Annotated in this window: 16 protein-coding genes; 6 read left to right on the forward strand and 10 right to left on the reverse strand. The window is 44.3% G+C overall.

The window, feature by feature from the left end:
• Positions 1 to 62 precede the first annotated feature (62 nt).
• The 3 genes from DN752_RS18345 to DN752_RS18355 all read right to left on the reverse strand — a co-directional run bounded on the left by DN752_RS18345 (position 63) and on the right by DN752_RS18355 (position 6,002).
• Positions 63 to 1,523, reverse strand: coding sequence for a TolC family protein (locus DN752_RS18345; protein ID WP_112785313.1), 1,461 nt, complete (start codon positions 1,521 to 1,523; stop codon positions 63 to 65).
• Positions 1,520 to 4,702, reverse strand: coding sequence for an efflux RND transporter permease subunit (locus tag DN752_RS18350; protein WP_112785314.1), 3,183 nt, complete (start codon positions 4,700 to 4,702; stop codon positions 1,520 to 1,522). Before DN752_RS18350 ends, DN752_RS18345 begins: the two co-directional genes overlap by 4 nt.
• Positions 4,703 to 4,856: 154 nt before the next feature.
• A complete protein-coding gene (locus DN752_RS18355; protein ID WP_245949299.1) occupies positions 4,857 to 6,002 on the reverse strand; it encodes an efflux RND transporter periplasmic adaptor subunit in 1,146 nt (381 codons plus the stop codon).
• A gap of 406 nt (positions 6,003 to 6,408) precedes the next feature.
• On the opposite strand from DN752_RS18355, the gene DN752_RS18365 reads away from it, so the two are divergent.
• Positions 6,409 to 7,797 carry an arginine decarboxylase gene (locus tag DN752_RS18365; protein WP_112785317.1) on the forward strand — a complete coding sequence of 463 codons (1,389 nt, stop codon included), beginning with the start codon at positions 6,409 to 6,411 and terminating at the stop codon, positions 7,795 to 7,797.
• Between the two features lie 138 nt (positions 7,798 to 7,935).
• Here DN752_RS18365 and DN752_RS18370 read toward each other — a convergent pair whose 3' ends face one another.
• Together DN752_RS18370 and DN752_RS18375 are read right to left on the reverse strand one after the other, a co-directional pair.
• Positions 7,936 to 9,051, reverse strand: a complete 1,116-nt coding sequence (locus DN752_RS18370; RefSeq protein ID WP_112785318.1) for an alanine racemase — start codon at positions 9,049 to 9,051, stop codon at positions 7,936 to 7,938.
• A 4-nt stretch (positions 9,052 to 9,055) separates the two neighbouring features.
• Positions 9,056 to 10,096, reverse strand: coding sequence for an alpha/beta hydrolase (locus DN752_RS18375; RefSeq protein WP_112785319.1), 1,041 nt, complete (start codon positions 10,094 to 10,096; stop codon positions 9,056 to 9,058).
• Between the two features lie 504 nt (positions 10,097 to 10,600).
• On the opposite strand from DN752_RS18375, the gene DN752_RS18380 reads away from it, so the two are divergent.
• From DN752_RS18380 to DN752_RS18390, 3 genes are all read left to right on the forward strand, one after another.
• Positions 10,601 to 11,173, forward strand: a complete 573-nt coding sequence (locus DN752_RS18380) for a hypothetical protein (protein WP_170134463.1) — start codon at positions 10,601 to 10,603, stop codon at positions 11,171 to 11,173.
• A gap of 50 nt (positions 11,174 to 11,223) precedes the next feature.
• A complete protein-coding gene (locus tag DN752_RS18385; protein WP_112785320.1) occupies positions 11,224 to 11,715 on the forward strand; it encodes a hypothetical protein in 492 nt (163 codons plus the stop codon).
• Positions 11,716 to 11,817: 102 nt separating this feature from the next.
• Positions 11,818 to 12,264 carry a hypothetical protein gene (locus DN752_RS18390; RefSeq protein WP_162633264.1) on the forward strand — a complete coding sequence of 149 codons (447 nt, stop codon included), beginning with the start codon at positions 11,818 to 11,820 and terminating at the stop codon, positions 12,262 to 12,264.
• A gap of 99 nt (positions 12,265 to 12,363) precedes the next feature.
• Here DN752_RS18390 and proC read toward each other — a convergent pair whose 3' ends face one another.
• A complete protein-coding gene (gene proC / locus DN752_RS18395; RefSeq protein ID WP_112785322.1) occupies positions 12,364 to 13,161 on the reverse strand; it encodes a pyrroline-5-carboxylate reductase in 798 nt (265 codons plus the stop codon).
• A gap of 288 nt (positions 13,162 to 13,449) precedes the next feature.
• Positions 13,450 to 16,083, reverse strand: coding sequence for a valine--tRNA ligase (locus DN752_RS18405; RefSeq protein ID WP_112785324.1), 2,634 nt, complete (start codon positions 16,081 to 16,083; stop codon positions 13,450 to 13,452).
• A gap of 1,426 nt (positions 16,084 to 17,509) precedes the next feature.
• Between DN752_RS18405 and fahA the strand changes: the two genes are divergently transcribed.
• On the forward strand, positions 17,510 to 18,787 hold the full coding sequence (fahA, locus tag DN752_RS18420; protein ID WP_211324067.1) for a fumarylacetoacetase: 1,278 nt from the start codon (positions 17,510 to 17,512) through the stop codon (positions 18,785 to 18,787).
• 88 nt (positions 18,788 to 18,875) lie between these two features.
• Here fahA and DN752_RS18425 read toward each other — a convergent pair whose 3' ends face one another.
• The 3 genes from DN752_RS18425 to DN752_RS18435 all read right to left on the reverse strand — a co-directional run bounded on the left by DN752_RS18425 (position 18,876) and on the right by DN752_RS18435 (position 24,091).
• Positions 18,876 to 19,694 carry a tyrosine-protein phosphatase gene (locus DN752_RS18425; RefSeq protein WP_112785327.1) on the reverse strand — a complete coding sequence of 273 codons (819 nt, stop codon included), beginning with the start codon at positions 19,692 to 19,694 and terminating at the stop codon, positions 18,876 to 18,878.
• A gap of 11 nt (positions 19,695 to 19,705) precedes the next feature.
• A complete protein-coding gene (locus DN752_RS18430) occupies positions 19,706 to 22,564 on the reverse strand; it encodes a TonB-dependent receptor (protein ID WP_112785328.1) in 2,859 nt (952 codons plus the stop codon).
• Between the two features lie 438 nt (positions 22,565 to 23,002).
• The gene (locus DN752_RS18435) at positions 23,003 to 24,091 is read right to left on the reverse strand and encodes an AraC family transcriptional regulator (RefSeq protein ID WP_112785329.1); all 1,089 of its coding nucleotides are present in this window, start codon (positions 24,089 to 24,091) and stop codon (positions 23,003 to 23,005) included.
• A 1,191-nt stretch (positions 24,092 to 25,282) separates the two neighbouring features.
• Here DN752_RS18435 and DN752_RS18440 point away from each other — a divergent pair.
• Entirely contained in the window at positions 25,283 to 25,876 is a 594-nt protein-coding gene (locus DN752_RS18440; protein ID WP_112785330.1) for a porin family protein, read from the forward strand.
• The last annotated feature ends 60 nt before the right edge of the window (positions 25,877 to 25,936 follow it).

The raw sequence follows: 25,936 nt of genomic DNA on the forward strand, positions 1-25,936 counted from the left end.
TTCTGGGTTTTACTTGAGTTCGAGAATAAAATCGATTATCAATCGATTATACGAACGCTAGGTTACTTCCAACCTCCGCCAAGACTACGATAAAGTTCGACGTTGGCAATGGCAAGTTGCGTTTTAAGCCTTACCAATTCCATTTGGTTTTCAAGCGCATCCTCTTGGGCATTGATGATTTCAAGGTAACTTGCATATCCCCCTTGGAAGAGCAGGAATGCATCTTTTACACCTTTATTGGTTACTTCAAGTCGTTCGGCGGCGATGGCGTGTCTTTCTTGAAGCTTTTCAATTGTGACCAAGGCATTGGACACTTCACCGACAGCATTGATGATTTTTTCCTTGAAATCCAATTGTGAAATTTCCCTCTCATTGATAGCAATCAGGTGATTGGTCTTTAGCTTTCTGTTTTGGAATATGGGTTGAAAGATGGCACCATTTAGCATCGCAAAGCCTGCCCCGAGTGGATCTAGGAAATGTTGGATTTGGTAAGAGTTCAGGCCGATTCCTCCACTGATGGTCAGGGAAGGGTATTTCATGGCTTTGGTGATGCCTACTCTGGCATTGCTCACGATGAGGTTATATTCTGAAGCAGCTATGTCAGGGCGGTTTTGGATAAGTGCTATCGGTACACCAGTTTGATAAGTGCTGTCAAAAGTGATGTCCTCCAAATGATGGTTGACATCCAGTTCTTGTGGTGATCTTCCCATCAGTTCATTGAGACGGGTTTCTTGGATGGCATATTCCCGTTCGAGTTCGGGAATAAGGGCTTTTGCCCGTAGCATCTGCGATTTGGTCTGTTGGACGGCTAGAGAAGTGGTCTCACCGGCATCGAATTGCAGTTCTACGATTCTCAGGGTGTTTTTTCCCAATTCATAATTGCGTTTGGAGACAGTGAGCTGTGATTTTAGCATTAGCATGTTCAGGTAGGTGGAGGCGACCTCCGCTACCAAGGCAGTTTGTAAGGCCTTTTGGAATTCTTGGCTTTTCATGTATTCGGCCCTTGCTGCTTCTTTCTGCCATCTCAGTTTGCCCCATATATCCAGTTCCCAGCTGGCCTGTAGTGAAGAAACATATTCTTTCCGCTCCGTATAGAAGGTAGTGGGGATATCGTCACCATGATTCCTTCTCGCCCGATTGGAGCCATAATTATTGTAATATTCAGAATAATATTCCCTGTTGTACTTAAATGGAGATGCTCCCAACGACGGTAAGAAGTTGGCTTTGGATTGCAGGAGGTTTTGATAGCCGATGTCCATTTCCATTCTGCCTTTGCGCATATCCAAGTTATTGTCCAATGCAGAATCAATAAGAACTACTAAAGTGGAGTCCTTAAAAAAATCCTTCCAATTGACCGAAGCCATGTTTTTTTTCCCTTGGAGTAAACTATCACGTAGGCTGTCCCCTCCGTGATAGGTGTCAGGAAAATCGATGTCTGGTCTTTTATAGTTTTGTCCCACTTTGCAGCTGGCCATTACGGCCACGACCAGTGCAAAGGGAATGAGTTTTCTTATTGAATTCATAGGTCTTCTTGTTCAATCGTTTCAATCTTGTAATTGTCCTGGATTTGTTGGAAAATATATGCCAGTACAGGAATGAATATGACTCCCAGTGATATGCCGAATATCATTCCGCCCGCTGTGCCAATACTTACTGATTTGGTGCCTTGGGCGGAAGAACCCACCGAGAACATCAACGGAACCAATCCTGCCGTAAAGGCAAAAGAAGTCATCAGAATAGGGCGGATCCTGAGGGCGCAAGCCTCTATGACGGCATCAGCCACATTAAGGCCTTCTTTCCGTTTTTGGGAGACAAACTCCACGATAAGGATCGCATTTTTTGCCAGTAGACCAACGAGCATTACCAGGCCTACCTGTACATAGATGTTATTATCTATACCAGCAAGGTTTATGAATACAAATACTCCTAAGATACCCGCAGGAAGAGATAGGATTACCGCCATGGGCAGCCAGAAACTTTCGTACTGCGCAGCAAGAATGAAGTAGATCAATACGATGCTGATGATGAATATCATCGTGGTATTGGACCCGGATTTCTTCTCTTCCAAGCTCATTCCTGTCCATTCAAATCCTAGGTTGGCGGGGAGCTTGCTTTCGGTCAATTCTTCAATAACATTCATAGCGTCCCCAGTACTGTACCCCTTTGCAGGAGTAATGTTGATTCTTGCAGCACTGTAAAGGTTGTAGCGGAAGACCGTTTCTGGCCCATAGGTTTCTTCCAGTTTTACAAAGGTGTTCAGGGGTACCATTTCTCCTTGGTCATTTTTTACCATGATCGAATTAATGGCATCAGGTGTTTCCCTGTATTGAATGTCCGATTGCATATATACCATGTACTGCCGAGTAAACCTGTTGAAATCCCCGACCCTGGTCCGGCCAAAATTGGACTGGATGGTGAACATCATGTCCTTGACACTGATGCCCATGGATTTGGCTTTTTCGTAATCGATATTGATTTTATACTGGGGGAAATTAGGGTTGTAAGAGGTGAAGGCTTTTTCAATTTCCTCTTGTTTGGTCAGCTCGGCTATAAATTCATTGATCAGCAGACCAAACTCCCCATAATCTCCATCCGAATAATCCTGAAGAACGATCTGCACACCGTCGAAATTACCAAAACCCTGTACAGTGGGGCGGGGGTAGATGTTGATTTTTGCCTCACTCAGGACGCCCAGTTTGTTGGTAAGGTGTTTGACCAGTTCGCCGATTTCTTTTGGACTTCCTCGTTCACTGATTTTCTTGAGCTTGATATAGCCCAGTCCTGTAGAGGAACTTTCTGAGTCATCCACGATATTGTACCCAGAAACGGTGTTGACACTTGATACGGCTTTTTCTTCTCTCAAGAGTGAATCGGCTTGTCTCAAGACCAGATTGGTACGGTGAAGTGATGATCCCTCAGGCATGGTCAAGGCAAAAATCAGGAAATTATCATCCTCGGTGGGAATAAATCCTTTTGGTGTGGTGGTGGCAAGGAAAAAGGTGAGTCCGGAAACCATGACGAGCCCGCCCATTGTCCACCATTTATGCAGGATGGCCCATTTTACGACTTTGAGGTATTTGTCGGTAAATTTATCAAAAGCACTGTCGAATTTCTGTAGTCCTTTGTCCCGAAGGTTTTTGGCGGTGTATGCGGCACGTGAACTTCGGATCCTTTCTATGAGTGGAATTCTTCTTTTTGTTTTTTTAGGATCTTTTTCTTTTAGGATAAGAACGCTTAAGACAGGGACTAATGTAAGTGCATTGACAGCTGATATCAACACGGCAAAGATGATGGTATAGGCAAACTCTTGATAGAATACTCCCACGGGACCTTCCAAGAAGCCGACAGGTAAAAAAACCGCTGCTATCACGATGGTGATGGAGATAATAGCACCGGTGATTTCTGACATTGCCGCTACCACTGCCTGTTTTACTTTCATCCCTTCATCTTCCATTTTTTCAAAAATGGCTTCAATCACCACGATGGCATCATCCACCACTATCCCAATGGCCAATACAATGGAAAACATGCTGAGCACGTTCATGGTGGCACCGATCATATAGAGGAAAAAGAATGTACCAATCAACGACACAGGGATGGATATGGCCGTAATAATGGTGGCGCGGGTGTTTTGGAGGAAAATAAAAACCACCAAAAATACCAGTATAAAAGCTTCGATGAGGGTCTTCTGGACATGGTGCATGGATTCGTCGATCTGGTCGCGCACACTGTAAGAGATCCGATAGTCCATTCCCTCAGGGAAGGCTTTGGCCTGATCTTCGAGCACTTTTCTTACCGCTTTGTCAATTTCCACGGCGTTGGCACCTTGCTGCTGTACGACATCTATCGTTACGGCAGACATTCCGTCGAGTTTATTGTCACTGGCGTAGTTAGAGGCGCCAAATTCCAGTCGGGCCACGTCCTTTAATCTCAACTGTGTACCATCGTCCTCTGTTTTGATCACCAGGTTTTCGTATTCATCAGGTTCGCTAAAGCGGCCGCTGTGCTTCATTACAATTTCGAAAACCTCATCGGAGTTTTCTCCAAACTTTCCTGGGGCTGCTTCAAAACTCTGGTCCCGCACCTGGTTGTAAACTTCCTTCGGCGTCAAGCCGTAAAGGGCCAGTTTTTCAGGGTTGAGCCAGATGCGCATGGCATAATCCCTAGATCGCAGGATCGACGCCTCTGCGATACCACCTACCCTTTTCAGTTCCCGTCGGATGTTCATCCGTGTATAGGCGTTGAGGAATGTTTCGTCATATACGCCATCACTGTAAATCTGAATGGTCATCAACGAGCCTTTGAGCCGTTTGAGCACGACGATCCCCGCTTCCCTTACTTCTGCAGGGATAGATTCCATGACCTGCGATATCCTGTTCTGGATTTCTACGGCAGCTACATTGGGATCCGTTCCCGGTTCGAAGTACACTGTGGATCGGCCACGGCCAGAGTTAGTGGCTGTGGAGTTGATGTAATTCATGTTTTCGGCTCCGTTAATGGCTTCTTCCAGCGGGAGCAATACTGACTTGGCTACGGTTTCGGCATTGGCACCGGGATAGTATACCTGAACACTGACACTGGGCGGAGCGATTTCAGGGAAACGTTCTACCGGCAGCAGCGAAATACTACCTGCTCCAGCAAGTATGAGAAGAATGGAAATAACCAATGCCAGAACAGGCCGGTTGATAATATTTTTGATCATGCGATTTAGTCTTTATCCAACGAGAGATGAAAGGGAGGTGTATGTCGGGCAGGTCAGGGTGTATGGTTTCCTGTTCCAACCCGTATTTGACAGTTGCCCACCATCCACGTCTTTGGTGAAAATTTTTAAATGATCTGTGTAATCCGTAGTGGGTTTACTCATCAGAGGAAAGCAACTGCCCTTTTTCGAGCGGCTTTACCTTTACACCATCGGTGAGTTTGTCCAGCCCTGAAGTGACAATGCGGTCATCACTTGAAAGACTGGTATCGCTAACAATGTACTTTTTACCTGATCTGCCTTCGATCTTAATTTCCTTTCTATTGACCGTATTATCATCATTCAAGGTGTAGACAAATTTCTTGTCATGTATCGATGCGGTAGCTCCTTGAGGGATCAATATTGCCTCTGGATAAATCTGTTCCATTAGGACTTTTCCAGTATTACCTGACCTTAAAAGCGTGTCAGGGTTAGTGAACCGAGCCCTGAGCGCTATGGAGCCAGTGGAACGGTTGATCTGCCCTGAATTGGCATCGATGGTACCTACTTTGTCATAAATGCTGCCGTCAGCCAAGATGAGCTTTACATGTGGATTCAGTTTTTTGGACGTTGAATCCTTTTTCATCCTTTCGTAATACAAATAATCAGATTCGCTCATTGAAAAGTAAACATATACTTCATGCACATTAGAGAGGGTGGTCAGTGGCTCTGAGTCGGTCTTTTTTACGACGTTACCAATGGACCGCGGTATCCTTCCCATAAAACCGTTTACTGGGGCTTTTATAGTAGTGAATTCTAGGTTGATGCGCATATTGGCTGCCATGGCCTCGGCCTGCTCCAGCGCTGACTTGGCTACTTCATAATCGGCCAATGTGGTTTGCATTCTCACATCTGAGATGACCTCATTATCGATCAGCGGTTGAAGTCGTTCAATTTCAGTTTTCGCTTTTCGAAGTTTTGCCTTTTCCAATTCTACATTGGCCTGTGCATTTTTGAGGTCCTCCATGTAGGGCTGGCTGTTGATTTTGAACAGCGGCTGACCTTTTTCTACAAAGTCACCTTCGTCCACGTAGATTTTTTCCAGAATCCCATCTACTTGAGCTCGGATCTCAACATTCTCCACCCCTTCTATGGAGCCAAGGTATTGATATGACCTAGCTGCCTTTTCCTCTTTTAGTGTCATGACAGGGAGAGGTAGTCCTTCGTCTACTTTTTCTTCTTCTTTACACCCAAAAATCATAAGCCCAGTCAGTAAGATGATGGGCAAAGGGAAATGTTTGAAGCTCATTGCTTGGAGTAACATATTTCGTAACATATTTTTTTCGTGCTTATCTTCCGTATTTTTCTATGTTGGATAGTTGTAATAATCATACCATTAGTTTTAACTGCGTTAAAATAACTTAACTGTTTGGTTTTTAATGTTTTAATTGTTGGTTCGGTTGCCTTGGGCTGTGGAGCAATGGTTGGTAAAGTGTGGAATGATTCCCCAGTTTTTTGGTGGCAATATGGGGATACCAAGTAATCTAAATAAATGTTAAAAAGGTTGTTGGGTTTTTCTTTTTTAAAGCAAATATGCTGCCAAAATTCAATTTTATATTCAAATTTGAACATAAACTGCTGAGCGTGTTAAGTGTGGATATTAGTATTTTGATTTCAGCAATTATTAATGCAATTTTCGAGCATTAAAGCTCTAAACATGCACTGCCCAAATGAACAAATACATTGATTTAATTCAGCAGACTTTTGACTTTCCTACAAGGGAGTTCAAGGTAGAAGATGATAACCTGTTTTTTAATGGTGTAAACCTTATGGAGATCATCGAGGAGTACGGTACGCCACTGAAGCTGACCTACCTTCCAAAAATCAGTGAAAGCATCCAAAATGCAAAGACGTATTTTAACAATGCGATGCAGGCACATGATTATCATGGCAATTATACCTATTGCTACTGTACCAAATCGTCCCATTTTAGCTTTGTGTTGGATGAGGCACTTAAAAATGATATCCATATTGAGACTTCCTCCACATTCGATATTCCTTTGGTGAAAAGCCTCTATGAAAAAGGCAAGATTACCAAGGATACGCATATCGTCTGCAATGGATTCAAGCGAGATTTATATAAACAATATATTTCTGAATTACTCAATGATGGTTTCCATAACTGTATCCCCGTATTGGATAACCTGACCGAAATCGACTATTACCTTGAGCATGTCAAGGTGCCTTTTAAGGTAGGGATTAGAATTGCTGCCGATGAAGAGCCCAAGTTCGGTTTTTATACTTCTCGGCTAGGGGTGAGGTATAAGGATATTATTGATTTGTATGAAAAGAAAATCAAGGATAATCCCAATGTAAGCCTTAAAATGCTCCATTTCTTCATCAATTCTGGAATCAGGGATACGGCGTATTACTGGTCAGAGTTGACACGGTTTATCCAAAAGTACGTGGACTTGAAGGCAGTGTGTCCCGAGCTGGATACCATGGACATCGGTGGTGGATGGCCGATCAAAACCAATGTCTTTTTTGATTATGATTACCAGTACATGGCGGATCAGATCGTAAAGAACATCAAATGGATGTGTGCCAAAAATAATACGGTGGAACCAAATATATTTACTGAATTTGGGAGCTATACCGTGGGTGAGAGCGGTGCAGTTTTGTATTCCATACTGGAAGAGAAGCTCCAAAATGACAAGGAGTTATGGTATATGATCGATGGTTCGTTTATTACCCAGCTGCCGGACAGCTGGGGATTAAACCAGAAGTACATCATGCTGGCTGTGAACAATTGGAAAGAAGAATACCACAATATCAACCTAGGTGGATTGACCTGCGATAGCATGGACTACTATAATTCCGAAGCTCACCAATACAATATTTACCTTCCCAAAAAGACCGAAAAAAAGCCCCAGTACATTGGTTTTTTCCATACGGGTGCCTATCAGGAATCGCTGGGCGGCTATGGCGGGATCCAACACTGCCTGATTCCTGCTCCAAAGCATGTCCTGATCGATAGGGATACCGATGGTACGATCAAGCATAAATTATTTGCAGAAGAACAGGATAGTGAAAGTATGTTGAAAAGACTGGGTTATTGAGGAGAAAGTGTTGAGGCGTGAGATTTGAGACATGAGATTTGAGATTTGAGACTTCCTCCCCGTGGCCGCGGGGAGGAAGGTTAGGTGGGGTGTTTTGGAGCAATGGGGGAACCTAAACGAAATTGGTCAACACTTCTGTCAGTAGGCTTTCTGGCCTTTTAAGTGGTCAAGTTTTTCGCCCTTTAAGCTGAAGTATCCACGCATGCAGTCCGCTGTCATGCAGCTGTGGACGGGTAGAATTCCGAGAATATCCCCTATCTGGATGTTGTTGATCAATTCGTCTGTAGCCTTTATCAATCCATGCTCTTGGCTGATGCTTTTCAGGAAGGAAGTAGTGGCAGGAATGGTCCAGCCTTGCTCGGTCAATAGCACTACTTCACCGTAATTATTGGTACCGTCATTGTTGATCAAGACGTCTTTGGCTAGGTGAATACCTCCGCCATGAATGAGGATTTCCCGTTTTTCCTTCCTGATATCCACTACTGGAGCGGCCAGGGCTACGGCGATGTCGGATTTGTCACAGCTTCCAATACTGGCCTGTGTGAGATCATAGAAAGCAAAATTGCCCGGTCCGATTTCATCGATGCCTTCAAAATCTTCTTCTATCGAACAACTTGGCGTGTCTCCGCTCCGCGTAATCAAGTCTGGAAATTCGTCACAATATTTATCTTTCAGCATTCGCAAGGCAGCTTTAGTTTGACCGTGAATAGCGTGGATGCCTTCCTTATTGGCATGGTAGGTATGGCCAGCGTGGATGTAAAATCCTTTGAAATCGAGTTTGTCCGATCTATTGGCGATCCGCATGATCTCCTCGATTTTTCCAAAATCACTTACTTCTACACCAGCCCTGCCGTACCCTGCGTCTATCTCAATAAAAAATTCTACCGGACTGGTGAGGCGATCGGCGAGTGCCTGCGCCACCTCGGCATTGACCAGCTGGATGGAGATGGAGTGATCCTTTACCAATCTGTTCAGTAGGTTGATTTCTAAAGGGTTAAAGGGAAAGGCTATGTGGATGTTTTTCCAAGACTGGCCAGAAAAATAAGCCGCCATCTGAATGGAAGAAACGGTGATTTCATTGATGCCAAATTCCTTGTACCAATTCCCGACTTCAAGGGATTGGTGTGTTTTGAAATGGGGTATAAGGGCTACATGATGCTTTGCTGCTTTTTTGGCCATGCGGGCAATGTTTGCTTTACATATTGCTTCATTGGCCAATAAGGTGGGCGAAGTAATGGGCTTTAAGAGAGGCATTGGGTTATTTGGCTGTTTCGGTGAGCGTTACTTCTTCTTTTTGAGGAACGGGGACTTCCACGATGTTTTCCAGAAAATCAATACTGGACCGAAGTACACCTTCCCAATCCTCAGAAGTGATACTGGAGCCGATCACGTGATTTCCGGATTCCGGAAAGGCCACTTTTCTTTTTAGCTGTTCGGGAGTGCTGAGTTGTTGGTACATTTCTATCATGGCCGGGACAGAGACTACATCGTCTTGGTGTTCTTTGTCCTTATAATAATAACCTAGATATAAGGGTTGTTTGATTTTTTTGAATGTGGCTTCATCCATCTTACTGTATACGAGCTTGGCCAAACTGATGTAGGCATTGATATGGTATTGCTCGGACCAGTATTTGGCCTTGTCGCCTTCTCGGGGATTCAGGATCACGTGATCGTCATTGGTGCCGAATTGTTCAAATAGCCATCCCTGCCAAGGACTGAAGAACGCTTCCAATTGACTGCCGTAATCACGGATGCAGGGAGAGTAGAGTAAGGTCGCTTCGATATCTTCCCGCTCAGAAGCCAGTAAAACCGTCAATGCTCCTCCCATGGAAGTGCCCACGATGATGACTTTATCGCCAAGTTGCTTACCAATCATAAAGGCCTCTCGGGCACCGTCAGCCAACTTTTCGGCAGTAAGGTACTCAAATGCATTCGGTCGATCGATGCCATGTTCGGGAAGTCTGCTCAGGTAGAGGTTGGCGCCGAAGTGCTCGGCCAGTTTCCTGTGCACGGGATCACCTTCCATCTGACTGGCCCCAAAACCATGGATGTAAACGATGGAGTAGGGCGTTTTGGTTTTTGTACTGTCCGCCCAGATGATGCGGGCTTCGTTGTTGGGCTTGAGGCCTTTTACGGTATCCTCTTTTTGCTGGATATAGGCTTCCAGTTGTTTTAAGTCTGCAGGGACTGTAGGGTAGGTTCCTTTCAAATCACTCAATGTTTCTTTGGGGCCTAGCATGTAGCCAATGGCCAATACGATGGAAATGGAAATAAGGATGGGGAGAAGTTTCTTGAACATCGCTTGATGATGGTTTGGAGTATTAACACTATTTGATTACACGTTTTCTTGCCGGTAGATTTTATTTCTCACGAAACGCAGAGAACACCCAGCATGAAACAAAGCTTTTCTGAGATTTTCGTGGTTTCTGTGATGACCTATTTACTATTTCTCTGATTAGTGGTGTCATTGCGGATTTACATTTAACCCGGAATATGCATTAGCCTATCTGTTGCGACCTTAAACTGCTTCAAAATCAGCCGTTTCACTTTAGTTTTCGGCATTACCGTAGCGGCGCTACGCTAATGCCTCCAAACTAACTGATTTTCTTGCAATTTCAGCTCTCACAACGATTCCTAACGCATAATCCGGGTTTAAAACTAAACTGTTTTGTAAAATTATCCTATCATTAGCCCATTATGATTTATGTCATGTTTGTCAGTAACTGCGTATATGTGCGTAGGTAAATGTTTCTTTTTGACTGCGGCGGCGGGTAATTTTGGTGGAAATCAACTATTGTTAATTATGAAAAGCAATATAAAAATAATCTTCGGTGTCTTGTTTTTAGTGAGCCTAATGACCTTTCGTCAAGGCTATAGCCAAGAAAAAAGTCATCCTCCCACTCAGGCCGTGTATGTTGAGCTTGGAGGGGCAGGCTTGGTTTATTCATTTAATTATGATTTTAGGTTTGATAAATCCAATATGAACTCTTGGGGAATGCGTGTAGGTGCAGGAGGTTATTCGGTAACGGATCAATCCCTCTTGACAATACCGGTTCAGATCAATAGATTATATGGAAATGGGAGGCACTTTTTTGAACTTGGCGGAGGGGCTACCTTTGTGTATTACAGGGACCGATGGGAAGACTATCAAGGTTACTATAATGGACGATCCTATTACCATACTACGGTGGATGAAAATTATTATTGGATTTTGGAGACGGGTGATACGCCTGCTCTGATGGGGACGTTGAATTTTGGATATAGGAAGGTGCCCGAAGATGGAGGGTTCTTATTTGGTGTCAACCTGGTTCCTGCATTTAATCAAAATGGCTTCTGGCCACTTTGGGCAGGGGTACGCTTTGGATATGCTTTTTGATTTTATGCTGAGTTTGTTTAGTTAAGATTTATACCAAACCGAATAGGACGATGAAGAAGGTAATGATCATTGCAATTGGATTACTGTTGGCATTGGAGGTGACGGCACAAGAACGGAAGTCCCCAAGGTCAGAAAACATCTATGCCGAACTGGGAGGCCCAGGGCTGTTTACCTTTAACTATGACACACGTTTCAATAGCGAAAGTAATGGGTTAGGGGCAAGAGTGGGTGTTGGCTATATTGGGGTGGACGGTTATAGCTTACTTTCCATTCCCATAGGGCTCAATTACTTGATGGGTAATGAGGAAGAAGGTAAATATTTTGAAGTAGGTATCAATGGTGCCTATACTTCCTCAAGCGATAATTGGTATGAGGATGAAGAAGACCCCGACGGAAGCCATGTATTGGGTTCCTTGGTTTTTGGATACCGTAAGCAGCCCATGGATGGTGGATTCACTTTTAGAGCGGGACTGTCTCCGTATTTTGGACCCAATTACTTTTTTCCATTTGTGCCCTATGTTTCCTTCGGCTATGCTTTTTAGCGGGATAGGATATTGAAAGATTGTGAAATCGAACGTGATTTTGAAGTGAGGCTCACTCATTTCAAAACTCACTTTTGTAATGTCCACGTTAAAATGAACAATATGAAAAAAACAATTTTACTTCTTAGCTTAACTTTAATAGCATCGATTACTTTTGGGCAAAATTCAACAAATGAATTGACGGAGAAATTTTTTAAAAAATACGAGACCAACACTGATGAAGCGTTTGATTATATTTTCGGAACCAATAAATGGATGGGAGAAAATAAAGATGGTACAGAAAAAGTGAAGTTTCAATTAAGGGAATATGCAAACCTTATGGGGGAATATATTGGATTTGAAAAGCTGTATGAAAAGTCTGTTGGTGAGAGCCTAAAGGTTTCCGTATACTTGGTCAAATACGATAGGCAACCATTAAGGTTTATTTTCAAGTATTATAAGGGAAGAGATAAGTGGAAGCTTTTCAATCTTAAATTTGATGAAAACATTGATGAAGAACTTGAGGAAATTATGAAATACGAATACCTAGTTGGAAATGAAGTCCAATAGGTGGCAATTTGGATGAGGATTTTGTTCCGGAATTCCTTAAAAATCAGCCCAGTACAGCTTCGTTTACTGGGCTGATTTGATATAACGTTTCACTATTTTTTATTTCTCTATTTTTCCATAGGAAGCCAATACCCCTTTGACCATGGCGGCGCTGAAGCCGTGGTGTTCCATTTCATTGAGGCCAACGATGGTGCAGCCCTTTGGGGTGGTGACTTTATCGATGGCTGCTTCTGGGTGGATGCCCTTTTTGATGATGAGCTCAGCGGCACCTTTGACGGTTTGGTTGACGATGGTGTTGGCGGTTTTGGCATCGAAGCCTATCTGGATTCCACCTTGGGTCATGGCCCGCATAAATCGAAGTACATAGGCTATCCCACAAGCTCCCAAAACAGTAGCCGCCTCCATCAGGTGTTCCTCGATGACAATCGAAATACCAATGCTGTCAAAGAGCTCCTTGATGGTTTGCTCTGTCGCTGGAGTGCCATTTTTGCCACAGATGCAGGTGATGGACTCTTGGATATCCGCGGCGATATTGGGCATGGCACGGTATATGGCCATATCTGCTGGCAAGAGCTGGTACATTTCCTCCAAGGTCACTCCTGTAGCCAATGAAACGATGGTTTGTTTGTCAGCAGTGATCGAAGGTGCTATTTCTTTTAGAATTAGCGGGATATTATAAGGCTTCACCCCAAGGATGATCAAGTCAGCATCTCTGGCCGCGGACATGTTGTCAGCTGAAACGGTCACCCCAAGTGGTTGAAGATAGTCAAGGTTTTCAGGGTGCCTTTTGGTTACGATGAGGTTTTTTGCATCAAACCCTTCTGTCCCCAGCAACCCATTGACGATGGAGAGGCCAAGGTTTCCGCATCCGATTATGGCGATTTTTAAGTTTTTCATTTGGTGAATTACAGATTCTGTAAATGGTACTTTTGTGCGTGTAAAAATAAACCAATCATTTGGATGATTATTAGTTGGTGTTGAAAAATATTTTGATTATACGCTTTCTTGCCGGCAGATTTTATTTCTCGCAGAACGCACAGAACCCCCAGAATGAAATACGGCTTTTCTGACAATGTAATAAATGAAAAATGCTCCATGCTCCCTTCGACTAGCAAAGGGAACATGGGGCATGAATTTGCCTTATTATTATGTCAATAATTAACCCGATTTTGAAGCAATTTCGGGTTAAACCAACTTGGCCAAGCTTTCTTCCAAGGCCTTGATTTTGGCTTCGGCATCGGCTTGTTTTTTCTTTTCATTTTCGACCACTTGGGCAGGAGCGTTGTTGACAAATCGCTCATTGCTCAGTTTTTTGGATACTGAATTTAGGAAGCCTTTGGTATATTCCAGTTCTTTCTGGATGTTCTCCTTTTCGGCTTCCACGTCGATTTGCTCATTCAGTGGAATAAAGAATTCATCTGATTTTACCACAAAACTCAGCGCACCTTCCACTTTTGCCGCAAAGTCCACTTTGCTAAGGTTGGCCAGTTTTTTAAGAATAGCCTCAAAGGAAGTGTAGATCTCCTGGTTTTGCGTATTGATGGTGAGGTCAAAGGCTTCTTTAGGTGAGATGCCTTTGGAAGCACGGATGTTCCTCACTTGGGAAACTACTTCAAATACCTGAGCGGCATCGTTGATCAGCTTTTCATCATAGGCAGCTTTGGTAGGCCAAGAAGACACGATCAATGCATCTTTGACATCCCTGCCTTTTACTTGGTGCCACAGCTCTTCGGTAATGAATGGCATAAACGGATGCAATACCTTCATAATGGCCTCAAAGTAGCCCAAGGTCTTTTCGTAGGTCTCCAGATCAATTGGTTTTTGATACTCGGGCTTGATCATTTCGAGGTACCACGAGCAGAAGTCATCCCATACCAGCTTGTAGGTGCTCATCAGTGCATCAGAAATTCGGAACTTGCTGAAATGGTCTTCGATTTCTTCCAATGCTTGGTCAAACCTGCTTTCAAACCACTTGATGGCTGTATGGTTATGGTGCTCCAGGATATTGGAATCCACTTCCCAACCTTTGATCAAGCGGAAGGCGTTCCAGATTTTATTGGAAAAATTCCTGCCCTGCTCTACGAGTTTCTCGTCGAAAGGAAGATCGTTTCCGGCAGGCGAACTGAAGAGCATGCCTGTGCGCACGCCATCAGCACCGTAGTTTTTGATCAGCTCCAATGGATCCGGAGAGTTGCCCAGTGATTTGGACATTTTTCTGCCCTGCTTGTCCCTTACGATACCGGTGAGGTAGACATTTCGGAAGGGCTTTTCTCCCATGTATTCGTATCCTGCGATGATCATTCTGGCCACCCAGAAAAACAAAATCTCTGGGGCAGTGACCAAGTCATTGGTAGGATAGTAGTATTTAAGTTCTTCGTTCTTTTCACCTGTGGTAAATACATCGGTGTCAAAGACAGAAATAGGCCATAGCCAAGAGGAAAACCACGTGTCCAGGACGTCTTCGTCTTGGGTGAGGTCGCTTAAGCTATAGTTTTCATTGTATTTTTCGTTGGCGATTTCCAGTGCTTCTTCAGCAGTTTTGGCCACGACATATTCACCGTTTGGAAGGTAGAAGGCGGGGATTTGGTGGCCCCACCAGAGTTGGCGGGAGATACACCAGTCCCGCACATTGTCCATCCAGCTGCGGTACATGTTTTTGAATTTTGGCGGATAAAGCTGAATGATATCGTCCATTACGGCCTTCAGTGCCGGCTTGGTGATGTCTTCCATTTTTAGGAACCACTGTAGCGAAAGCTTCGGCTCGATTACTGCATCCGTTCGCTCCGAATGGCCCACATTGGAAGTGTATTCTTCTTCTTTTTGTAATTGGTCGGCCTCTTTTAGGAGCTTGGCGATTTTCTTTCTGGCTATGAAGCGGTCTTCACCGACGAGGATTTGCGCCTTATCGTTCAACGTACCGTCATCATTGATGATGTCGATTACTGCCAGTTTATGGCGCAGGCCAATTTCATAATCGTTTACATCGTGGGCAGGGGTCACTTTCAGGCATCCTGTACCAAACTCCATATCTACATAATCATCCTCTACGATCGGAATGGCCCGGTTGATCAAGGGAATCAGGGCTTTTTTTCCTTTGAGATGGGCGAAGCGCTGGTCATTAGGGTTGATGCAGATCGCTACATCTGCCATGATGGTTTCTGGGCGTGTGGTGGCGATGGTCAGGTATTCACCTTCACTGCCTTCGATTTTGTAGTTGATATAATACAGCTTGGACTGGACTTCCTTGAAGATCACCTCATCATCGGATAGGGCTGTTTTGCCTTGCGGATCCCAGTTGACCATACGGATGCCACGGTAGATTTTGCCTTTGTTGTGGAGGTCCACAAAAACGCTGGTTACTGCATCGCTCAGTCCTGCATCCATCGTGAACTTGGTGCGGTCCCAGTCACAGGAGGCGCCCAGTTTCTTCAGCTGCTCTAGGATGATGCCACCGTATTTTTCTTTCCATTCCCAGGCATGGGTGAGGAAGTCTTCTCGTGAAATGGATTTTTTGTCTATGCCTTTTTCCTTCAACAGCGCCACGACCTTTGCCTCGGTGGCAATGGAAGCATGATCTGTACCGGGTACCCAGCAGGCGTTTTTGCCTTCCATGCGTGCCTTTCTCACCAATACATCCTGAATGGTGTTGTTCAGCATGTGTCCCATGTGCAGCACTCCTGTCACATTGGGCGGAGGGATGACGATGGAATAGGGCTCTTTGTTATAATCTACTGTCGAGCTGAATAACTTATTTTCCATCCAGAATTCATACCATTTGGACTCGGCTTCTGCTGGATTATATTTTGTTGAAAGGGACATAGTCAATTTTAGTGTTGTCGCAATATGAATCTATCTCAGAGCGCAAAAATAATAGAAATATCTCTCATGACCTTAAAATCTGAATAATTAAGGTCACCTACAGCCAGAAGTAAACCTGAAAATTAACATGGAGTTTGCAGAATTTGGTTATTCGCTTTCTTTCCAGTTGATTTTATTGCTCACGGAACGCACAGCACAGGGCGAACGCATTTAAAAAAGTATCCCAGCTTGAATATATATCTGCCGTTCCTATGGGCTAAAAATGAGTGGATCTGGCTTGTCCCCTGTACGAGCTAACTCATTTTCTTAACACCCTCATCAACTGTCCCAAAACCGAATGCTCCAACGGTCGAATAATGGACTCACATCGAAGCGACTGATTTTGTCCGCCGCGGCGGATCAGTCCGCAATAGATAGGCTAATGCATATTCCGGGCAATGTCGTTTAGTTAGTGTGTATCTGGAAATATTGGTTTAATTATTTTTCTTGCTAAATTCTAAGATAGTTTTCATCTCTTTACCTTTGTTACTTTTTTGCTGCAGGTCAAAAAAGTAACCAAAAAACCCCGCCGCTGTGCATCTATTGGTCTAAAATTAAAACCTTCCCTCATGCAGGCAAACTCCTCCTTTTTAGCTGCCAACATTCTTTTTGGCCAGTATTTCGTCAAACAAGCCTGCCTTCTTGCCCACCCGCTTTTTAATTTCTTAACGCCCAATACCTGCAAGGCGGATCCATTTTATACATGTTTAAAAAGACGATGGATTAAAACCATAATTCTCTCAATGGACGATCCGTATTGGGAAATCTTCTTAACTAAACGATATTGATATTCCGGGTTAAACTCATCTAAATCATTCTCCCCACCTGGGCAGACAGATGCGATGCTTTATTCGTCCTCTAAACCAACTGATGTCCTTGCTCTTTTCAGCATTTTCTGCGATAGGCTGTTGCTATTTTATTGTACAAACATGGAGAAAGTGCCAGCGGCACGATGGATTTAGTAACCTGCGGATTCATCCGCTGGATGTTAAGGCCTCCTCTACCTCCAGAAGGAGTGCCAGCGGCACGGATGATAGCTGCCCTACACGAAATTAATGTTAAATGCGTTTGCCCTGACGCACAGCACTCCCCGAATGAAATAAGGTTTTTCTGGGATTTCCGGGGTTTCTGTGAGAGCCTCTTTCCCATTTCTGTGATTACCGGTGTCATTGCGGGTATAGATATTGCACAATTTGCCAAAATTGGGCAAATCTTCTTGGAGCCAATCGTCCCATAAGTTTTTTTATACATGGATAGTGTTAATTTTGTAAGAACCAGCAAGTATTCTGACAAAGCCAAACCAGTTAAAACGCGCCCTCCCTGAAAGAGGAAAGGTTGGTTTGGGCTGCAAGGTAACTTTTGACCATACCCTAATCACCGAATGCAAATGAAAGAGCAGAAAGTAAAGGCATTGAAAAGCTGGGTGCAAATCCCAAAAAATTCAGATTTTACTATTTATAATTTGCCCTTTGGCATTTTTAAAAACAAAAGACTTTCCCCCAGAATAGGTATGGCCATTGGGGACAAGATTGTGGATCTACACATTCTTCATCAAGAAGGTTTCTTTTCGTCCATGCACTTAGCAGACGATACGTTTTTACAGGATAGTCTCAATGGATTTATCGCGTTGGGAAAACCCATTACCCGCAAAGTCCGGGAGGTGGTACAGCAGTTATTGTTGGAGGATAATTCAGCACTGAAAGATCATCGAGCCCGCGGTAAAGTAATGGTCAACCGTAAAGAAGCCGTGATGCTAATGCCGGTGAAAGTGGGGGATTATACGGATTTCTATAGTAGTAAGGAGCATGCTACCAATGTGGGGACCATGTTTCGCGATCCAGAAAATGCCCTGATGCCCAATTGGAAACACTTACCAGTGGGCTACCACGGAAGAGCCTCCTCCATCGTTCCTTCAGGTACTCCGATCCATCGTCCAAAAGGACAGTTCAAAGACCCCGATGCCGACAGGCCTTCCTTTGGGCCGAGTAAGTGCTTGGATTTTGAGTTGGAAGTAGCTTTTATCACTGGGAAAAACACCAAAATGGGGGAGCGCATCAAGACCGAAGAGGCCGAAGATAGTATCTTTGGTTTAGTGCTTTTTAATGACTGGTCGGCAAGGGACATTCAGGCATGGGAATATGTGCCCCTGGGGCCGTTTTTGGGCAAAAGTTTTGCCTCCAGCGTTTCTCCTTGGGTGGTGACCATCGAAGCATTAGAGCCATTCAGGACGGGTTCGCCCAGCCCCGAGGAGGATTTGCTACCTTATCTCCAATGCGAAAAGGACCACAGCTTCGATATCAATTTGGAAGTTTTTATCCAGCCAAAAGAAGCAAAAGAAACCCAAGTCTGTCGCTCCAATTACAAATACCTTTATTGGAACATCGCCCAGCAGCTGGCTCACCAGACAGTAAATGGCTGTAATATCAATGTAGGCGATATGTATGCTTCCGGAACGATCTCTGGCCCCACAGAAGACAGCTTTGGATCGATGTTGGAATTGGCTTGGAAGGGAACAAGGCCATTGCGACTGGATTGTGGAGCGGAGCGTTCGTTTATCGAGGATGGGGATACCGTGAAGATGAGAGGTTATGCCGAAAAGGACGATGTCAGAGTGGGATTTGGGGAGGTATGTACAGAAGTAATCCCCAGCAATGGTAAGGATTGACCTAAGGTTTAATTAAAAAAGCAATCCGAACGGTCGGATTGCTTTTTGAAAATATAGACTGATGATTCTTTAGGTTGTTTTTACGCTGTTATTTTTTGCTCAGGTATTTTTTTCTAAGCTGTTTTTTCTCCTTTTTTCCAATGCCCAGTTCTTCTTCCAGCATGGTGTCCACATCACCGTATTTCTCACGGATACCATCCCAAGCAGCTTCCAAATAAGGAGCTTTGACCCCCATCATGTATGCTGCACGTTCTTCTGGAATGCCGTACATTTTCAGTTTGGAATGATCGATTTTACCTACCGCTTCATTGGAGCGAAGGTAATCGGCCATGATGGTGTCCCAGTCAGCTCCCAGCGTGTGCAAGATCAGTGAGGAGGCAAATCCCGTACGGTCCTTACCGGCACTGCAATGGAAGAGCACAACCTCATCCTTTTCCAAGAGGTGATCAAACAAGGGCTTAAAGTCTGTGATATTATCCACAAATCCTTTGTTGGCAGCGATCATCAAGCTGTCCACTTGGTCAGTGGAAAAGCTAGGTCCCGTTAATACTTTCATAAACTGCTGCATGGATTTGGGATCGATATTGCCAATGGGGCTGTTGATCCACTCTGCTCCTAGGGAAGTAGGGATATCGTCTGGTTCACGCTCGATCTCATAGTCAGACCTAAAGTCAATGACGGTCGTGATGCCGGTTTCTGCCAGCTTTTCTTTGTCCTCTTCAGGCAAGCTGGTGAAGCTCCCCGACCGATAGATCAGGTGGTCTTTGAGGGTTTTTCCGTTTGTGGTTTCTATGCCTCCGAGTTCGCGGAAGTTAGGACTTGCCTCCAGTCCCAGGTTTTTCTGGGCATGTGCCGAAAAGGAAGCCAATAGGGCTGTGGTTGCGATGATTGCTTTTACTAATTTCATAATTAATTGGTTTAGAAGATGATAAATCTGATTCCGGCTTGTCCATTGGTTGCGTACCACTCGCTGGAGATGATACGGTCCTTGTTGTCACCGAGGTATTGGGCATAAGGTTCATTGGTCAAGTTCCTGATTTCTGCAAAGGCCTTGATTTTATCCGTGATGGAATAGGCAGCAGAGAAATCTACGGTGAAGTTATTGTCCACATGGACATAAAAGTCAGGACCAAGGTTTTGGTTGATGGTCTCCACGGATGCTCCTCGGAAGTTTCCTGCCAGTCGTAGCATCAGCCCACTTTTTTCATAAAACAAGGAAGTATTGAACAGGTTACTGGATTGGCTAGGCAGCGTGGTGATGTCGGTGGATATGACCGACCCTTCATCATCTAGCCTTGGTACTTCCAGTTCGGAATGGATCCTGCTGTAATTGACATCCACTCCAAACCCGCTCCAAAAGCCAGGTAATGTGCTGAATCTTTTGGTGATGCCCATTTCGAAGCCTACCAAATAAGCACTTTGAAGGTTCTTTGGTTGGGAAACAAGGTAACTGGTGCCATCGATGGTTTCGGCCGATAGGTCGGTAAAGATGAAGTCGTCGATGTCCTTATAGAATACCCCAGCAGTGATCATCCCAATATCTGCAAGGAACCATTCCCCCATCAGGTCAAAATTATTGGAAAAAGTAGGGAGCAATTCGGTATTTCCCCGTGAGATGCGCGGAATTCCTGTCGAGGTATCGATGCTCTCAGAAGGGCTGAGGCTACCGAAGTTTGGCCGGCTAAATGTCCTAGTAAAAGCGGCACGGAGGTTTACTTGTTCTTTGGGACTGTATTTTACATGGAACATCGGAAGGAACGCATTGTAGTCGTTGTCCCTAGAGATCGGGTTTACTTCGTCCGTTTCATCATCGTAGGCAAAGCTGTTCATGGTAAGCTTGGTGAATTCATTTCTAAAACCTCCGATTAGCTGAACTTGGTCCGTGAGGTTATAAGTACCCATGATATAGCCTGCATATACGTCTTCGGTACCGTTATATTTGGTGGTGGCATTGGAAGCAGGAGAGTAGTTGTTGATGTCGTTTGCTTCCATAAATTCCGGAGAGAAAATCTCGAAGGTCTGATCCTGTGGCATTGGCTGGATGGCCAAGTCATCAAACTGTCCATTGAGCTCTTGGAAGAAGGTGCCCGGAGCCGGGAAGTCCATCCGCTGAAATTCACTCAATGCGCGCAACGGCGCAGCGCCCGGAATTCCCAATAGGGCATTGGGCAGGAATACGAGAGGAGTCTGCTGGGCTTCGTTTTTCTTAAACCTGAATTTGCCGCCTGCCTTTAGGGTAAATGCTGGATTTACATCCCAAGTGAAGTTCATCTGGGCCACATTGTCCCGATCCCGTTGATCGATCTGATAAATGATCAATTGCTGCAAAGTCAGCCTATTGGGATCTAGAAAGTCATTTTCATTGGTCAGCTCAGGGTCAAAATTGAGCGGAGTGATCCCTTTGCCATCTGGAGCATCGAAGGCGTTGTAGACGTGTCCGTCAGCAGAGCGGCCACCAAAATCCCCTTCTAGGTTTTGGTAAAACTGCGCAATGGGCAGGCCTTTTAGGTCACTCGGCATGCTTGGTGGAGTATCCAGATTATAGTAGCTGTCGTAGGAGGATAATTTCCAGTCCATCTTGAAGTTGGTGCCCAAATGGTGGTCACCGCCTACTTCATAGCCTTTCAGGTAGGTGCGGTATTCAGATTCCCTGTTACTGTAGCGGTAACGGTTTTCGTCGAATTCATAATACGTTTCATATACAGGACGAATGTCATCAAATTGGTCCTGAACGATTCGGGCAAACAGTTTATGGTCAGCGTTGAATTTGTATTCCAGCGCTGCATTGAGTGCAGTGGTGCGGCGGGTTCCAAAGTACCGTTTGGCGTTCATCGTGTTGATGCTGTACCGCTCAGCAGGGACAGCGCTGTTAAGGTTGTAGTCCAATGCAATTTCGTCAGAAGAGAAATTCCTGTTCCAGATGGATGCGGCCAAGATGATCCCAAACTTATCGTTAAAGAAACGGTCGCCATAGACGATGGATGCATTATAGCTTCCGTTTTGGGATTTCTGGTTGTATCCACCTGCTGCGCTGACATTAAGTGTCCTGTCTTGGGGTGCTGATCGTGTCACGAAGTTGATGGATCCGCCGATGGCATCACCTTCCATATCAGGAGTGATGGCCTTGGATAATTGTATGTACTGGATCATCTCGGCGGGAATGGCGTCCAAAAGCGCATTTCTATTGCCGTTAAAGTTGGAACTGGGCAGCCTGGTACCGTTATAAAGCGTGGAAGACCACGAATAGGGCGTGCCACGGACACTGACCTGATTGGCTTCACCGTGGTAACGGTTTACACTGGCGGCAGGAAGACGCTGTACGGCTTCGGCAGCATTTCTGTCCGGCAATTTACCAATGGCATCAGCGGCAATGACATCCATGATGGCCAGTGAATTCTTTTTGATGGAGATGGCCTTTAGCTGGGAAGGTACCATGGTTCCTTGGATCACGTATTCTTCCAGATCGCCAGAAGCTTCTGTTAGCCGTATATCTCCCAGGGAGTTGGTGCCAGCTTTCAGGTCGATTTCCTGGGTGAGGGTTTCAAAACCCAAATAACTGACCCTTAAGGTCGCTTTACCTGTGGGGAGGTTGGAGATTTCAAATTTCCCGCTAAGGTCCGTTGGGGCTCCTTGACTGGTTTCCATCACCAGTACGTTTACGCCAGGAAGGTAGCCCGTCTGATCGGATACACTTCCTGACAAAGATGCCTGACTTTGGGCCATGGTGTGGGTGGCCCAGATCAGTAAGGTCAAGAATAATGGTAAATGTTTTTTCATGTGCTTAGTGATTTTTCAACAAACCTATAGTTTACAGCTATTGAAGTCGTCCGTGTAAATTTATCCGTACTATTCCAATGAGAAATGTACTGTAAGTTGTTGGTTTATAGTCTTTTATTCATTGTTAATTAATGATTATGAAAAAGTGAAGGACGGATAATTTTAGGGTTGAGGGAGATTTTGGTGATTAATTTGAAGGTTTAATAACCTGAGTTTGATCATAAATTGATATCAATACGGGATTGCTCCCTCCGTCCCCTCGCTCCTCAGTCCCCTCACCCTTCGCCCCTGAGCGAAGCCGAAGGGAGCGAAGCCGAAGGGAGCGAGGGACAATGCAATGAAGCAATCTCCTTTTTGGTATACGAGATTGCTTCGTCATGCTTCGATGGCGAGGAATAGAGCTCGATCGAGCATAGGTAAAATGGCTCAGGTAAAGGCTTATGCGTTGACTTGCAGGGATTTTTTATAATCGCTGGGACTGCGCCCAGTTGCTTCTTTGAAGTATTTGTAAAAAGTGGATTTTGATTTAAACCCGCTTTCATAGCCCACTACGGTAAGGTTATCCTCATTGGGCTGCTGGAGGAGGTTTTTGGATTCTTCGATCCGTGCAGCGTTGACGAATTGGTAGAAGTTTTGGCCTAAGTGGATATTGAGTGCCTGGGTGATCTTTAGCTTGGAAGTATCCAGCTCTTTGGCCAGTTGGTCCAAGTTGAATTCCGGATTAAGGAATGGTTTTTTTTCTAGAAAAATATGGTTGATTTTTTCAATTATGGTAGCGAGCTCTTCACCAGAGATGTTAGAGGTTTTGTATTTGGTCTGCGGTTGGATGGCTATTTTAGAGGAAGGTTTTTCAGAAAGTTTGGAAGTGAGGAGCATGCGCATCCTTATGTGAATGACGCTATAGAACATTACCAACATCAGAAAATAATAAATGTATCGAGTAGTGATGGGGAGTTGTATTTCCCAGATCAGCATTATCCAGCCCGAAATCACCAAAAAGGATAGTATAAGGTTACTGGAAGCGATGAGTCTGGCGATAGTGGCTTTTTGTTTAACTAGAGAATCCTCAATAGGAGTACGGTGAAGTAAGTAGAATGTATACAGGCTATAAGCTGAAAACGATATAAAGACAGTTATCAGCACCCCTTGGTGGTAAAGCTCCATGATGGGTTCTGGGGTACTGTTTAGCAAGAGCATTATGACCATCATAATGTTCAGTCCGAATCCAACAAAAAAGGGAGAAGAATGGGCGATTATTTGGAAAGTGGTGATGCTTTTCTGCCGAATGGACTGTACATAAAAGAATAGTAACGGTCCATATAGAAGGGAAAAACAGCCATGTAATTTATCAAAAACTTCCAGGTCATCCACCATCCAATACAAGAGGCTTTTGTACAAAACATGGATAGTGATAATTCCGAAAAAAAGACTCAGATAAAGATCCTCGCCTTTGTATCTTTTATTCAGATAAATCAATAAGCCACTTGTCAACGCCTGTAATGTTACTACTGCCAATATAATCCCCATAACACCTTGATTTTGCACTATTAAAAACGAGCCCAACTTTTTGGTTTGATTTTTACTCCTTGCCGTGGGTAATAAAGCTGGAATCCCTTGCTTGCTAACTCTCAAAAGTACCTTTTTAAGGTTAATTGGGTGTTAATGATATGTTATGTTTGGTGATGTGATAGTTAGGATATCCCGAGTGAAAGGAAGGGACACACAATTCAGGGCGAACGCATTTAAAAAAGTATCCCATTTTGAATATATAGCTGCCGTTCCTATGGGCTAAAAATGAGTGGATCTCGCTTGTCCGCTGTACGAGCTAACTCATTTTCTTAACACCCCCATCAACTGTCCCAAAACCGAATGCTCCAACGGTCGAATAAGGGACTCACATCGAAGCAGCTGATTTTGTCCGCCGCGGCGGGTCAGGCCGCAATAGATAGGCTAATGCATATTCCGGGCAATGTCGTTTAGTTAGTGTGTATCTGGAAATACTGGTTTAATTATTTTTCTTGCTAAATTCTAAGATAGTTTTCATCTCTTTACCTTTGTTACTTTTTTGCTGCAGGTCAAAAAAGTAACCAAAAAACCCCGCCGCTGTGCATCTATTGGCCTAAAATTAAAACCTTCCCTCATGCAGGCAAACTCCTCCTTTTCTAGCTGCCAACATTCTTTTTGGCCAGCATTTCGTCAAACAAGCCTGCCTTCTTGCCCCCCGCTTTTTAATTTCTTAACGCCCAATACCTGCAAGGCGGATCCATTTTATACATGTAAAAAAAGGCTATGGATTAAAACCATAATTCTCTCAAAGGACGATCCGTATTGGAAAACCTTCTTAACTAAACGATATTGATATTCCGGGTTAAACTTATCTAAATCATTCTCCCCACTTGGACAGACAGGAGCGATGCTTTATTCGTCCTCTAAACCAACTGGTGTTCTTGCTCTTTCAGCATTTGCCGCGATAGGCTGCTGCTATTCTATTGTGCAAACTTGGAGAAAGTGCCAGCGGCACGATGGATTTAGTAACCTGCGGATTCATCCGCAGGATGTTAAGGCCTCCTCCACCTCCAGAAGGAGTGCCAGCGGCACGGATGATAGCTGCCCTACACGAAATTAATGTTAAATGCGTTTGCCCTGACACACAATTGCGGGAATTTTTTATTGCCGCGAAATACCTTATCTTATGACTTTTCTTAAACAGATTTAACTATGAATTTAAAGTCAACTACAATTTTTCTTTTCGTTATTTTTGGATTGACACTATCTCCAGTCCATGCGCAAAATACAGATGAAGTAAGGGTTTACTATGGCGTTGCTGCTGCTGAATTTGTCAGAGCACCAATGTATGGAGGTGGAGGTTATGATAATACCGGGTTCAAGGAATTTGGTCTTAGGTACTTGAAAGGTATTTCTGAACGGTTTTTTATCGAAACAGGCGTGAACTATTCCAGTAGCAATGCAATATTCCATCCTGAGTTTATAGGGGAACCGGTAGAGAGCAAAAAAGAGGAGTTTCACCTTATTTCAGTGCCTATCTATGCTCATTACACATTTTGGCGGCATTTCTTTGTCAATGGTGGTCCCCTTCTGGATTTTGATGCATCCGATAATCCGGATTTTATTGATAAGCAAGCAGGCATTGGATATAGCCTGGGAGTTGGAGGGAAATATGAGTTTCAACAGTTTTCCCTTTTTGTCAACCCCAATTTTAAGCAACACGCTTTATTCCCGTTTCAAAAATCCAGTAACCACCAGAAGCTGACCGAGTTTGGTGTGCAGTTTGGTGTGGGCTATCAATTTTAGGTTTGTGATCAATAGACGTTCAGGTGTTTTCCGAATGGTGGGAATGCATGGAAATCCAAT

Source organism: Echinicola strongylocentroti, assembly GCF_003260975.1.
Taxonomy (GTDB): domain Bacteria; phylum Bacteroidota; class Bacteroidia; order Cytophagales; family Cyclobacteriaceae; genus Echinicola; species Echinicola strongylocentroti.

Excerpts from the sequence above, each read along its gene's own strand:
- DN752_RS18345 (WP_112785313.1), bottom strand. The coding sequence starts at position 1,523 with ATGAATTCAATAAGAAAACTCATTCCCTTTGCACTGGTCGTGGCCGTA.
- fahA (WP_211324067.1), top strand. The coding sequence starts at position 17,510 with ATGAAAGAGCAGAAAGTAAAGGCATTGAAAAGCTGGGTGCAAATCCCA.
- DN752_RS18405 (WP_112785324.1), bottom strand. The coding sequence starts at position 16,083 with ATGTCCCTTTCAACAAAATATAATCCAGCAGAAGCCGAGTCCAAATGG.
- DN752_RS18390 (WP_162633264.1), top strand. The coding sequence starts at position 11,818 with ATGAAAAAAACAATTTTACTTCTTAGCTTAACTTTAATAGCATCGATT.
- DN752_RS18365 (WP_112785317.1), top strand. The coding sequence starts at position 6,409 with ATGAACAAATACATTGATTTAATTCAGCAGACTTTTGACTTTCCTACA.
- DN752_RS18375 (WP_112785319.1), bottom strand. The coding sequence starts at position 10,096 with ATGTTCAAGAAACTTCTCCCCATCCTTATTTCCATTTCCATCGTATTG.
- DN752_RS18425 (WP_112785327.1), bottom strand. The coding sequence starts at position 19,694 with ATGAAATTAGTAAAAGCAATCATCGCAACCACAGCCCTATTGGCTTCC.
- DN752_RS18370 (WP_112785318.1), bottom strand. The coding sequence starts at position 9,051 with ATGCCTCTCTTAAAGCCCATTACTTCGCCCACCTTATTGGCCAATGAA.
- proC (WP_112785322.1), bottom strand. The coding sequence starts at position 13,161 with ATGAAAAACTTAAAAATCGCCATAATCGGATGCGGAAACCTTGGCCTC.
- DN752_RS18350 (WP_112785314.1), bottom strand. The coding sequence starts at position 4,702 with ATGATCAAAAATATTATCAACCGGCCTGTTCTGGCATTGGTTATTTCC.
- DN752_RS18355 (WP_245949299.1), bottom strand. The coding sequence starts at position 6,002 with ATGTTACTCCAAGCAATGAGCTTCAAACATTTCCCTTTGCCCATCATC.
- DN752_RS18440 (WP_112785330.1), top strand. The coding sequence starts at position 25,283 with ATGAATTTAAAGTCAACTACAATTTTTCTTTTCGTTATTTTTGGATTG.
- DN752_RS18435 (WP_112785329.1), bottom strand. The coding sequence starts at position 24,091 with ATGGGGATTATATTGGCAGTAGTAACATTACAGGCGTTGACAAGTGGC.
- DN752_RS18430 (WP_112785328.1), bottom strand. The coding sequence starts at position 22,564 with ATGAAAAAACATTTACCATTATTCTTGACCTTACTGATCTGGGCCACC.
- DN752_RS18380 (WP_170134463.1), top strand. The coding sequence starts at position 10,601 with ATGAAAAGCAATATAAAAATAATCTTCGGTGTCTTGTTTTTAGTGAGC.
- DN752_RS18385 (WP_112785320.1), top strand. The coding sequence starts at position 11,224 with ATGAAGAAGGTAATGATCATTGCAATTGGATTACTGTTGGCATTGGAG.